This window comes from Nonomuraea sp. NPDC052129, assembly GCF_040680095.1.
In the GTDB taxonomy this organism is placed as follows: domain Bacteria; phylum Actinomycetota; class Actinomycetes; order Streptosporangiales; family Streptosporangiaceae; genus Nonomuraea.
This window is the reverse complement of record NZ_JBFAVX010000001.1, coordinates 63,629-76,235: the sequence shown is the minus strand read 5'-3', so window position 1 is coordinate 76,235 and position 12,607 is coordinate 63,629. Positions and strand designations below refer to the sequence as shown.

General features: G+C 69.7%; 8 protein-coding genes. 4 read left to right on the top strand and 4 right to left on the bottom strand.

The window, feature by feature from the left end; genetic code table 11:
* Position 1 precedes the first annotated feature (1 nt).
* The 3 genes from AB0L53_RS00355 to AB0L53_RS00345 all read left to right on the top strand — a co-directional run bounded on the left by AB0L53_RS00355 (position 2) and on the right by AB0L53_RS00345 (position 2,752).
* Positions 2-217 carry a hypothetical protein gene (locus tag AB0L53_RS00355; protein ID WP_363988202.1) on the top strand — a complete coding sequence of 72 codons (216 nt, stop codon included), beginning with the start codon at positions 2-4 and terminating at the stop codon, positions 215-217.
* Positions 214-1,575, top strand: a complete 1,362-nt coding sequence (locus AB0L53_RS00350; RefSeq protein WP_363988200.1) for a cytochrome b N-terminal domain-containing protein — start codon at positions 214-216, stop codon at positions 1,573-1,575. The genes AB0L53_RS00355 and AB0L53_RS00350 overlap by 4 nt, the downstream gene beginning before the upstream one ends.
* Before the next feature lie 232 nt (positions 1,576-1,807).
* Positions 1,808-2,752 carry an acyltransferase domain-containing protein gene (locus AB0L53_RS00345; protein ID WP_363988198.1) on the top strand — a complete coding sequence of 315 codons (945 nt, stop codon included), beginning with the start codon at positions 1,808-1,810 and terminating at the stop codon, positions 2,750-2,752.
* Positions 2,753-3,467: 715 nt separating this feature from the next.
* Here the strand turns inward: AB0L53_RS00345 and AB0L53_RS00340 are convergent.
* From AB0L53_RS00340 to AB0L53_RS00325, 4 genes are all read right to left on the bottom strand, one after another.
* The gene (locus AB0L53_RS00340) at positions 3,468-7,109 is read right to left on the bottom strand and encodes a hypothetical protein (protein WP_363988195.1); all 3,642 of its coding nucleotides are present in this window, start codon (positions 7,107-7,109) and stop codon (positions 3,468-3,470) included.
* A 332-nt stretch (positions 7,110-7,441) separates the two neighbouring features.
* A complete protein-coding gene (locus tag AB0L53_RS00335; protein ID WP_225291468.1) occupies positions 7,442-7,774 on the bottom strand; it encodes a hypothetical protein in 333 nt (110 codons plus the stop codon).
* Between the two features lie 321 nt (positions 7,775-8,095).
* Entirely contained in the window at positions 8,096-8,752 is a 657-nt protein-coding gene (locus AB0L53_RS00330) for a response regulator transcription factor (RefSeq protein WP_358550495.1), read from the bottom strand.
* Complete coding sequence (locus AB0L53_RS00325) at positions 8,749-10,002, bottom strand: sensor histidine kinase (RefSeq protein WP_363988191.1); 1,254 nt, start codon at positions 10,000-10,002, stop codon at positions 8,749-8,751. Before AB0L53_RS00325 ends, AB0L53_RS00330 begins: the two co-directional genes overlap by 4 nt.
* A gap of 169 nt (positions 10,003-10,171) precedes the next feature.
* Between AB0L53_RS00325 and lon the strand changes: the two genes are divergently transcribed.
* Entirely contained in the window at positions 10,172-12,532 is a 2,361-nt protein-coding gene (gene lon, locus AB0L53_RS00320; protein ID WP_363988189.1) for an endopeptidase La, read from the top strand.
* Positions 12,533-12,607 lie beyond the last annotated feature (75 nt).

The following is a 12,607-nucleotide window of genomic DNA, read 5'->3' as shown; positions in this document are numbered from 1 at the left end:
CATGCAGTACAACCGCCGTGGCCGCGGCGGCCTCTCGGCGTCCCGGCCCATGCTCGACACCCTTGAGAAGAACAGCGCCGCCCACCGCGACCGGATCAGGCTCGCCGCTGACCGGGCGCTGGACGCCGTGCCGCAGCGCCCAGTCGTGCAGCTCGGGCCGGCCCGGGGAGATGCGGTGCCGCCGGACAGCGCCGACCCCGACTCGGTCCACTCATGAAGGGCCTGCATCTACGGCTCGCGCGCGCGGTGGGGGTGCGGCTGCGCGGCCGTAGCGACCACTGGTCGTTCCTGTTCGGTCAGATCGCGGTCTACAGCCTGGTGGTGCTCGCCGTCACCGGAGCCTTCCTGACCTTCTTCTACGACCCCGGCATGACCCAGGTGATCTATGAGGGCCACTACACCCCGCTGCGCGGAGTGCCGGTCAGCCGCGCGTTCGCCTCCACGCTGGAGATCAGCCTGGAGGTGCGCGGTGGCCTGCTGATGCGGCAGGTCCACCACTGGGCCACGCTGATCCTCGTCGCCGCCATCAGCCTGCAGCTGCTGCGCCTGTTCTTCACCGGCGCCTTCCGTCGTCCGCACGGCCTGAACTGGCTGGTCTGGGTCGGCCTGTTCGTCCTGGGCATCGTCGCGGGCGTCACCGGGGGCATCCTGCCCGACGACATGCTGTCCGGAGGCAGCCTCGCGCTGATCCAGGGCGTCACCCAAGCCATTCCGCTCGCTGGGACCTACCTGACCGGCCTGCTCTTCGGCGAAGCCGTCCCCGGCGAGCAGGTCATCCCGCTGTTCTACTGGCTGCACGTGCTGCTCGTTCCGGCGATCATGATCGAGCTGCTCATCGTCCGGCGCGGGCTGCTCCGGCGGCACGGCCGTACCCACTATCCGGGCGCGGCCCACGTGCCGCCGCTGAGCTCACTGGCGCTGTTCCTCGCCACCTGCGGCGTGCTCACGCTGCTGGGCACCCTCGCGCAGATCAACCCCATCTGGCTGTACGGCCCGGCCAGGCCGGGCACCACGAGCGCGGGCGCGGTGCCCGACTGGTACATGGGCTTCCTGGACGGTGCCATCCGCATCATGCCCGGCTGGGAACCCGTCGTCGCCGGCCACCCGCTCACCCTGTCAGTCCTCATTCCTGCCCTGGTCGTGCCGGGCGCCTTCTTCACCGTCCTGGCCGCCTACCCCCTCCTCGAACGCCGGCTCACCGGCGATCGAGGAGTCGACCGTCCCCTGGATCGGCCCCGTGAGGCCGCCGTCCGCACCGCCCTGGGCGCCGCCGGTATGACCTTCTACGGCCTGCTGTGGGCGGCGGCCGCCAACGACCAGCTCGCCCACCACTTCAGCCTGTCGTTGTTCGCCGTCACCTGGTTCTTCCGCATCGCGCTCATCGCCGGACCGGTCGTGGTCTTCGAGGTCACCCGCCGCATCTGCCTGGCCCTGCGAGCCCAGGAGCGGGAAGTGCGAACACACGGCATCGAGACCGGCATGGTCCGCCGATCGCCTCTCGGTGAATACACCGAGGACCACCGGGCGGCTCCCGCAATGCTCACTAACGGAAGTACCTATGCCGATCAACACTGACATCGAGATCCACGCCCGGTGAATGTCCTGCTCATCGGCTCAGGGCGGCCGGGCCGTGGGCGGCGTTCGCCGCCGAGGCGGGCCGCGAGGTGCTCATCGTCGGCCGTCTCACCGGCTGAAGGCAGGGTGGTGACCCTGCTCGCAGTCCTTTCGCGCCGAGGACAGCAGGAGGTCAACAGAACAGGACACGAGGTAGATCCATGGCGTTGCCGGTGGTCGTAGGATCGTCCGCGTGGCTCTGGACGACACCGCCGCCCGGCTCGGGGTACCCGTCGAGGACGTCGACCGCGTGCACCGGCTCGCCGGCGACCGGCCGTCGGCTCCGCTGCCCGCCAAGGCCGACGCCCCATCCATTCTCGACCGGCTCGCGGTGCGGCCGGACGACGCCGCCGAGATCATGGCGGGCTGGCCCGACCCCGGCTCTCCACTGTGGACACCGGAGCTGCGCTGGCTGCTCGACCGCTCGATCGCCCTGGTCCGCGCCGATCTCGGAGGCCACGGCTGGCTGCCGCCCGGTCCGGAGCTGCCACGTGAACGGGGTCCCGCCTGGCGGCATCTCTACGTGTACGCGTATCTGGCCCTGGTCGACGTCGTCATGGGGTACCACCGCGACCACGGCATCGCCGATTCCGTGTCGTGGGTGACCCTCGCGGACCTGGGCCGCAACCTCGCGATCGACCGGCGGATGCGCCGCGAGGGCTGGCCGGTCATGCAGAGCTGGCTGACGCTGCACGCGCGCGGCGGCATCTACGAGCTGGGCCGGCTGCAGCACCAGCGCGGCGGCACCACCATCGACCTGCACATCCCCGAGTCGGGTCCGATGACCCCGGAGGCGGTCGCGGCGTCGCTCGACGAGGCCCGCGCCTTCTTCCCACGCCACTTTCCCGATGAGCACTACACGGCGTTCTCCTGCGGCTCGTGGCTGCTCGACCCCCAGTTACTGGAGTACCTGCCCGGGGACTCCAACATCGTCCGGTTCCAGCGGAGGTTCGAGCTGGAGCCCTACGAGGAGCCGGAGGGGCAGGACGCCGACGTCGAGGTGCTGCGGTTCGTGTTCCGCACCCTGACCACGCCGCTTGACCAGCTGCCGCGCCGCACCGTGCTCCAGCGCGCGATCGTCGACCACCTGAAGGCCGGCCGCCACTGGCGCATCCGCCGCGGCCGCTTCCCGATCTAGCTGGGCCGCGAGACATCCACGGATCGGCCTCATGATCGATGAGACGTGACTTCGTCGATTCGTCGCATCGATTCTGCGGCACCGCCGTTCAAGGAGGCCTCATGCCGCAAGTCCGACGAGACAGGACACGTCCTCGGCAACGCTTCCAGGAGCACGCCAATCCCGTCCGGGCGATCGAGCGCGACGTGGCGGACGGCCCGATCGGCCAGGACCGCGCCTGCTTCCGTGTGCCCGCTTCCGGGCCGCGCTGCCGTGCGCCCGCCTCCGGGCCCCGCTTCCAGCCCCCGCTTCCTCATGCCCGCCTCCCACATCACGACCCGCAGGCGGCGGCCATCAGCCGCGTGGTTGAGGTCGGAGCAGTGGGCGGCGTGTTGGGCGGGGCGGTGGTCGTGTGCGATGAGGTTGATGAGATGGATGCGAATTCCGGCAGCAGACGCAACAGCCGGAATCGACCGGTCTGGGATCGTCGTGATCCTGCCTCCCGTTGACGCACGCGGTCACCCCGCCTGCCGCCAGCGCCCAGCCTGCTTCCAGGCGGGCGAACTCGATTGTGCGGAACCGGGTGAAGGGGCAACGTCATATCTGCGAGACCGGCAGCCCGCACCCAGGTGCCGTGGATGACGATCGCGAACGTACGGGCACGGACAGCTCCACCTCGATGAACTCCCATGGCGCACAGCTCCACCGATTCGGGCAGGACCGGCCGCGCATGCCCTCACCACGGGGATGGTTCGAGGTAGATCTTGCGTTCTTCGGGGGTCAGTTCGCGGATGGTGCGCTTGGCGGCGAGTGCCTGGACCTGGTGCATGGGGCCGCATACCTCGCAGCGCCAGATCCGTACCGTGGCGTCGTCGTAGGTCGAGAGTAGCCGCCACCCGTCCGGGCTGAACTTCACGGAGTTGACCGTAGTGCCGGAGCCGCTGAAGACCACTGGCTCGCGCCCCTCGGCCGGCATCCAGATCCGCACGGTGTTGTCATTGCCACTGCTGATGACCTGCTGCCCGTCCGGGCTGAAGCCGACGCTCCACACCACGCCCTGATGGCCGCGCAGGACGATCGGGTCTCCGGTCCCGTCGGTGTTCCAGATGCGGATCGTGCCGTCATTGCCCCCGCTGACCACCCGCCGCCCGTCCGAGCTGAAGGCGAGGCACCACACCAGGCCTTGGTGGCCGCGCAGCATGACAGGTTGACCGGTCCCGTCGGCGTTCTGAATCAGGATCGTGCCGTCCACGCCTGCGCTCGCCACCCGCCGCCCATCGGGGCTGAACGCGACATACCGGACCTGGCGCTGAGGGCTGTCCATGATGACCGGCGCTCCGGTCCCGTCAGTGTGCCAGACCCGTACAGTGCCGTCGTCACCTCCGCTGACCACCCGCGTGCCGTCCGGGCTGAAGGCGGCGTTCCACACGTTTCCCCTGTGGCCGCGCAGCACGACAGCCTGGCCGGTCCCGTTGGCGTGCCAGATCCGTACCGTGCTGTCAGCACCTGTACTCGCCACTTGCCGCCCGTCCGGGCTGAACGCGACCCCGAGGACGTCCGCCTTGTGGCCGCGCAGCACCAGCGCGTCACCGCTACCGTCGATGTTCTGGACGCGGATCGCGCTGTCGATACCGGCACTGGCGACGCGTCGCCCGTCCGGGCTGAACGCGGCGTCGTACACGGCCCCGGTATGACCTCGCAGGATCATCGCGTCACCGGTGTACGCCACGTCCCACAGCCGCATCGTCCCGTCATCGCTCGCGCTCGCCAGCGTACGCCCGTCCGGGCTGAACGACGCGTTCCACGTCGTACCCCGATGGCCGCGCAGAACGAGCGGGTCGATGTTGCTGGCCATGTTCCAGATCCGGACCGTGCCGTCGTTGCCCACGCTGGCGATCCTCCGGCTGTCGCGGCTGACCGCCGCACCCTCCACCGTGCCGTCGTGCCCACGCAGCACTGCTGGTGCATTCTGCCCGGTCACGTCCCACACCCGCACCGTGCCATCGGTACTGCCGCTGACCAGGTTCCGCCCGTCCGGGCTGTACTGCAGTCCTTCCACAGAATTCTCGTGGCCGCGCAGTACGACCGTTTTCGCCTTACCGGCCGGGTCCCAGATCCGGACGGTGCCGTCGCCGCCGCTGCTGGCCAGTCTCCGCCCGTCCGGGCTGAACACGACCTGCAGAGCCCGCCCATCGTGGCCGCGCAGCACCTTGGGAGCACCGCCTCCTGCAGATGAACTGCCGGTCCACTTGCCGCCATCCGGTGCTTTCCAGATCCGCACCGTGCCGTCGTCCCCGGCACTTGCCAGGCGTTGCCCGTCGGGGTTGAACGAGACGCCCCACACCGGACCACGGTGGCCGCGCAGCACCAGCGGATCGTCACCGCTGGCCCAGTCAGACACGCTGACCGTTCCGTCGATGCCGCCTGTCGCCAGGTAGCGTCCGTCCGGGCTGAACACGGGGTTCCACGCCTCACCGGCATGGTCGTGCAGCACCACCGGATCGCCCGTGGGCAGCCCTCGTGCGGACACCTGCCAGACCCGTACGGTGCCGTCCCCGCTGCCGGCGGCCAGATGCCGCCCATCCGGGCTGAATGCGACGCCGCAGACCTTGCCCGCAGGGATGGGAACGATGAGCCGGATCCGCGAGTCGACGGTGGCCTGCCGGAGTACCGCCGTGGCCTCCTCCGTTGGGCTGACCGCGTATGCCCGCCGGGCCAGCAGCAGCCCGAGCTGCGGGTCCAGCTGGAGCTGGCCACGCGCGTCCGCCGCCAACTGGCGAGAGTACGCGAGATCTCGCTCCTTCTCCGCCCGGTTCGCGTTCACCAGCGCCATCACGGCCAGCGCTCCGACCACGGTCGCCACCACCACCAGGCTGATCAGAGCCGCGCGCACACGACGGCTCGCCGCCGCCCGATCCCGGCGCGCCCGTGCCCTGCTGGCCGCCAGGAACGCGTGTTCCAGGTCGTTGAGCCGGTCGAGCGCGCGGTCCTCCCAGGCCGCCAGTCGCGTTCCCCGGTACAGCAGCTCGTTCTCGCGCCCGTGCTGCTCCCACTCGGTGGCGGCGTCGGTGAGCCGCCGCTGGAGCCGGACGAGTTCCCGGTCTTCGGCGAGCCAGCCCCGCAGCCTCGGCCAGGAACGGATCACCGCCTCGTGAGCCACCTGGACGCTGTCCTCGTCGACGGTGAGCAGCCGCGCCGCCGTCAGCCGGGACAGGACGGCCTCCATCGCCGCCCCGTCCGGCCCCGCCAGCAGCTCCGCGGGCGGGACGCGCCTGCGCGTGTCCTCGGTTCCCTGCCCCAGCGCCGTCAAGCGGAGGAACGCGTTCCTGGCCAGATATCGCTCACCAACGTCGAGCCCGTCGTAGATCTGCTCGGCGGTCTGCGCGATTGCGCCCTGGATGCCTCCTGCTTCCCGGTACCCCGCGAGCGTCAACGTGCCGCCTTTGCGGCGCTTCCACGTCTCCAGCAGGGCGTGGGAGATCAGTGGCAGCGCGCCGGGCTCGCCTCTTGCGTCGCTGAGGATGGTCTCGACGAGCGCCCGCTCGACCTTGAGCTCTGCCCGGAGCGCCGGGCCGATGATCACCTGTCGGAGGTCGTCGTCCTCCATGGGGCCGATCAGCAGGTGCCGGTCGCGCAGCATGGCCACCAGCGGCGGGTGCTCAGCGCACCGGGCGTAGAAGTCCGCGCGGATTCCCAGTACGACGCGGGCTCGATCGTTGGTCTCCTCCGCCGCGGCGAGCAGCGAGTCCAGGAAGAGGGATCTCTCCTTCTGGTCGTCGCAGAGGCTGAAGACCTCCTCGAACTGGTCGACGACGATCACGATGCGCACGCTCTTCGGCCTGCCCGCCAGTATCTGACCGATCGCCAGCCGGACGTTCGAAGGGGCGGCCACCAGGTCGGCGTACAGGGAGGGAGCGGAGGTTCCGCTGAGGTTGGCCAGGCCCACCGCGAGTTCGTCCAGGGGGTGCACGCCTGGCGTGAGAAGGAGCGTCGGGCGGTACAGGCCTTCCGAGGCGGCGCTGTTCCTCAACGCCGGAAGCAGGCCGGCTCGAAGTAGGGAGGACTTGCCGCTTCCTGAGGCGCCGAACACTGCGAGCAGGGGTGTGTCGCGTAATCGCGCGGAGAGTTCGTTCACCAGCTCGCGCCGGCCGAAGAACCGGTCCGCGTCGTCAGGATCGAAGGTGACCAGGCCGAGGTAGGGCGCGTCCTGGTCCATCTGGTCCTCCGCGCCGGCGTCGGTGTCGGCCAGTTCCGCGGCGACCTCTCGCCAGAGTCTTTCCCAGGTCTCGGTGTCGCCGCCGCAGGCCTCGACATAGGCCAAGGTGACCGCCAGCGTGGGAAAGACCTCCCCACCTGCTGCCTCGGACAGTGCGGTCACCGAGTAATGCGCGCGCCTGGACAATTCGCGGTAGCTGGGCCGAGGGGCCCCGGTGCGTAACTGCCTCAGCTCGTGCGCGAACCGCTGTAACGGGCCCGCGTCAGGGTCGAGCGGTCGTTCCGGTCGTCCCATGAACCCGCCCCCATGGCCGTACGATCGCCGGTTGTCGAACTGCGAAGATCGCCGCTTGACAACCGGAATCGACTATAGCCATCGGGAGTTGATTACGCGATAAACCGCCCGTCCCGCCCCCGGGGGAGGACGGGTGGCTCTTCAACGCGAGTTACGCCCGGTAATGCCGGCGACAGCCTAGGACTCGGCTGGATCCGGTCTTACAGGTCGTAGTGCAGGTCGGTCTTGCCATTGCTTGGGTTGTAGGTGCAGTAGTAGTCGATGCCGGTTTGCGAGTGCAGATAGGCCGCTCTGTTCAAGCAGTCGTAGCAGCTTTCGTAGTTCGGGGGCACCCACACGCTGTTCGGATTGGCCTCTGTCCTGAGGTGGCATCGGTTTGGGGCGAGGATCGTGGAGGTCGCGCTGCTCGACGAGGTGCTCGCGGTCGAAGCGTATGACAAGCCGGGTACGGAGGCGATGACAGCCGTTGCGAACATGGCTGCCGTCACAAGGCCCAGACCGCTCGCGAGCTTCCTGCGGGACTGTCGTTCCATGTCGATTCCCTTCGTCGGGTGACTCAGTAAGCCGTATCCCCTGGTCTAGCCGTCCCGAAGTTGTCCAGCACGCGTACGGCGTGCTGGACAAACAACTCTTCGGAGGCGGGTCGGTTTTGGAACTTCTAACAGGTGAAACGCATTCCTTTGATATGCGTGTGAGTTAACGCGGGTTTAGGCTCTGTTTTCCGGACCGGCGCATGCCCGATGTGGGAATGCAACAAAAGCCGCCAGAGCGCGTCACCTTCCTCAGGGAACCCCGCGTTGCTCCGCATCCAGTCCCGCAGAGCTCACGGGTCACTTCGCTTGTCGCGTACGCGGTCAGTCGCCCGGTCGTACCAGTCCCGTCTCGTACGCGTAGACGATCGCCTGTGCCCTGTCGCGCAGCCCCAGTTTCATCAGCATCCGCCCCACATGCGTCTTGACCGTCTGCTCCGCCACCACCAGCTTCTCCGCGATCTCCTGGTTGGACATCGCCTGCGCCACCAGCGCCAGCACCTCCGTCTCGCGCTCCGTCAGCTCCGCCAGTCGCCGGACCGTCGGCGCCCGGGGCGCGCCCAGCCGGGCGAACTCGTGGATCAGCCGCTTGGTGACCGCCGGGGCGATGAGGGCGTCGCCCGCCGCGACGACCCGCACGGCCTCGGCCAGCTGGACGGCCGAGGCGTCCTTGAGCAGGAACCCGCTCGCCCCCGCCCGCAGCGCCTCATAGACGTAGTCGTCGAGGTCGAAGGTGGTCAGGATGAGGACCTTCGGGCCGTCGCCCGACGACAGGAGCCGCCTGGTCGCCGTCAGCCCGTCCATGACCGGCATGCGTACGTCCATGAGCACCACATCGGGCCGCAGCTCGGCCGCCCGCCGCACCGCCTCCTCGCCGTTGGCCGCCTCGCCCACCACCTCGATGTCGGACTGCGCGCTCAGGAACACCGTGAACCCGGTGCGCACCATTCCCTGGTCGTCCGCGATCAGCACCCGGATCACGCCGTCTCCTCCGCCCCGGCGATCGGTAACGTCGCGGACACCTGGAAACCGCCCCCTTCGATGGGTCTCGCCTCTAACGTGCCGCCGAGCAGCGCCGCCCTTTCCCGCATGCCCACCAGCCCCTGACCGGTCCCTTCCGGGCCGCCCGGCGTGGCGCCGGCGCCGTTGGTGACGTGGAGCCGTAAGGCGTCGTCGTCGCGTGCGACGGCGATCGTGACCGTGGCGCCGGGCGCGTGGCGCATCGCGTTGCTCAGGGACTCCTGCACGATCCGGTACGCGGAAAGCCCGACGGCGGGCGGCAGCGCCCCGAGCGGCTGATCCGGCAGCTCGACCCCCACGGTGAGCCCGGCGGCGCGGGCGTTGGACACGAGCTCGTCCAGCCGGTCGAGGCCGGGCTGCGGCGCGGTGTCAGTGCGGCCGTCCTGGTCGCGCAGCACGCCGAGCACCTGGCGCAGCTCGGCGATGGCCTCCAGGGACAGGCTGCGGATCTCGGCCAGGCCCGCCTCCAGCCGCGCGGGATCGCCGGCCGCCTTGAGCGGCACCGCCTCGGCCTGGATGGCGATCACCGACATGTGGTGGGCGACCACGTCGTGCAGCTCCCGCGCGATCCTGGAGCGCTCTTCGAGCACGGCCTGCGCGCCTTCGGCCAGCCGCGAGCGCCGCTCCTCCTCCGCGAGCCTGGCCGTGGCGTTGCGGCGGACGCGCACGTTGTAGCCGAACAGCGCGGCGACCGTCACCATGATCGTGACGAGGTAGAGCGAGTTGGGATCGATGATCCACGCGGTCAGAAAGCTGATCACCCAAACGGCGATGGTGATCCGGCGGTCGCAGCGCACGGCGACCGAATAGGTCACCAACGGGTACATCACCGCCAGTCCGAGCATGTAGGGCGGATCGCTCGTGCCGACCCCCCGGATCACCCAGAGGACGACCGGCAGCATGACCATGGTCGCCCGCCAGGCCGCCAGCGGCCATCGGTCGCGCATCGTCACCGGCAGGGAGATGGCCGCGGCGGTGAAATAGAGCAGCGGCTCCGACATCCGCCGGGTGCCGGTGCTGTTCCAGTCCATCAGCTGGGACAGCGTGGTGCCGTAAAGGATCAGGGCCAGGACGATGCCCGCGATCGGCACCAGATCGATGACGCCGATGAGGGGCAGCCGGAGGTGCAGTCGCTGCGACCTGGGCGGCGGCGGATCCGCGTCGCCCTGATACAGCGCCAGCGCGAAGGGACGCACGACTGCCGAGAACACGCGACCACCCTACGGGGGCGTGGACCGGCGGACATCAACCCTGGGTCGTCATCCTCAGGTATGGGCCGCTTACATAATTACGATCGCCGTGAGCGAACATCGGCAAGCCTGGGAACAATGCCGGGCTCTAATGACTTGAGTCCATATAACTCAACCCTTTGGAGTTCGTATGAGTGAGAGCTTGATCCTCCCGGTCCTGCCGCTGGACGACGAGGTCGTCCTGCCGGGCATGGTGGTTCCGCTGGACCTGTCCGACTCCGAGGTGCGGGCTGCCATTGACGCGGCTCAGGCATCCGGTGGTAACAAGCCGCGGGTCCTTCTCGTTCCCCGGATCGACGGCCGTTACGGCGCTGTCGGCGTGCAGGCCGTTGTCGAGCAGGTCGGGAGGCTGCCCGGTGGCGAGCCCGCCGCCGTGGTGCGCGGCGTCGACCGCGTGCGCGTCGGCACCGGCACGACCGGCCCCGGCGCCGCCCTTTGGGTGGAGGCCATCACGATCGACACCGTCGCCGCCGGTGAGCGCGCCCAGGAGCTGGCCAAGGAGTACAAGGCCCTGGCCACCACGATCCTGCAGAAGCGCGGCGCCTGGCAGGTGGTCGACCAGGTCAACCAGATCGACGACCCGTCGGTGCTGGCCGACAGCTCCGGCTACACGCCTTGGCTGACAACGGCCCAGAAGGTCGAGCTGCTGGAGGCCGCCGACCCGGCCGAGCGGCTGGCCAGGCTGGTCGAGTGGTCGCGCGAGCACCTGGCCGAGCTCGATGTCGCCGAGACGATCCGCAAGGACGTCCAGGAGGGCATGGACAAGCAGCAGCGTGAGTTCCTGCTGCGCCAGCAGCTCGCCGCGGTCCGCAAGGAGCTCAAGGAGCTCAACGGCGACTCCACCGAGACCGAGGAAGAGGACTACCGGGCCCGCGTCGAGGCCGCCGACCTGCCGGAGAAGGTGCGCGAGGCCGCGCTCAAGGAGGTCGACAAGCTGGAGCGTACGTCCGACCAGTCTCCCGAGACCGGCTGGATCCGCACGTGGCTCGACACCATCCTCGACCTGCCCTGGAACGAGCGGACCGAGGACAACTACGACATCACCGGCGCCCGTGCGGTGCTGGACGCCGACCACACCGGCCTGGCCGACGTGAAGGACCGCGTCATCGAGCACCTGGCCGTGCGCAAGCGCCGCCAGGACAAGGGCTTCGGCGTGGTGGGCGGCCGTCGCAGCGGCGCCGTACTCGCGCTCGCCGGGCCTCCCGGAGTGGGCAAGACCTCGCTGGGCGAGTCCGTCGCGCGGGCGATGGGCCGCAAGTTCGTCCGCGTCGCGCTGGGTGGCGTCCGTGACGAGGCGGAGATCCGCGGTCACCGGCGCACCTACGTCGGCGCGCTGCCCGGCCGCATCGTCCGCGCCATCCGCGAGGCCGGGTCGATGAACCCGGTCGTCCTGCTCGACGAGGTCGACAAGGTCGGCGCCGACTACCGCGGCGACCCGACGGCGGCCCTGCTCGAAGTGCTCGACCCGGCGCAGAACCACACGTTCCGCGACCATTACCTCGAGGTCGAGCTGGACCTGTCCGACGTGCTGTTCCTGGCGACGGCCAACGTCCTGGAGGCCATCCCCGGGCCGCTGCTCGACCGCATGGAGGTCGTCACGCTCGACGGCTACACCGAGGACGAGAAGGTGGCGATCGCCCGTGACCACCTGCTGCCCCGGCAGCTCGACCTCGCCGGCCTGACCGCCGAAGAGGTGGGCGTCGAGGACGCGGCGCTGCGCAGGCTGGCCGCCGAATACACCCGGGAGGCCGGCGTACGGTCCCTGGAGCGCTCGGTCGCCCGCATCCTGCGCAAGGTCGCGGCCAAGAACGAGCTGCCCGTCACGGTCGGCGAGGACGACCTGGTCGGCTACATCGGCCGCCCCAGGTTCGTGCCGGAGTCGTCGCTGCCGGAGGCCACCCAGCGCACCTCGGTGCCCGGCGTGGCGACCGGGCTGGCGGTCACCGGCGCGGGCGGCGACGTCCTCTACGTCGAGGCGTCGCTGGCCGAGCCGGAGACCGGCGAGACCGGGCTCACGCTCACCGGCCAGCTCGGCGACGTGATGAAGGAGTCGGCCCGGATCGCGCTCTCCTACCTGCGCTCGCACGGAGCGGAGCTGGAGCTGCCGGTCACCGCCTTCAAGGACCGCTCGGTCCACGTCCACTTCCCCGCGGGCGCCGTGCCCAAGGACGGCCCTTCTGCGGGCGTGACGCTGACGACCGCGCTGGCCTCGCTCCTGTCCGGTCGTACGGTACGCAGTGACGTGGCCATGACCGGTGAGATCTCCCTCACCGGCCGGGTGCTGCCGATCGGCGGCGTCAAGCAGAAGCTGCTGGCGGCGCACCGGGCGGGCATCACCACGGTCCTCATCCCGGCCCGCAACGAGCCGGACCTGGACGACGTGCCCGAGGAGGTGCGCAACGAGCTGACGATCCACCCGGTCAGCGACGTGCGCGAGGTCCTCGACATCGCCCTGACCCCGGCTCAGGTCGCCTCCACGGTCGCGGCCTGACCTGTCACCCATCTGCCCCGTCGTACTTCGGTACGGCGGGGCTTTTGGCCTTTTGGACGAATTATCCGTTCGTTT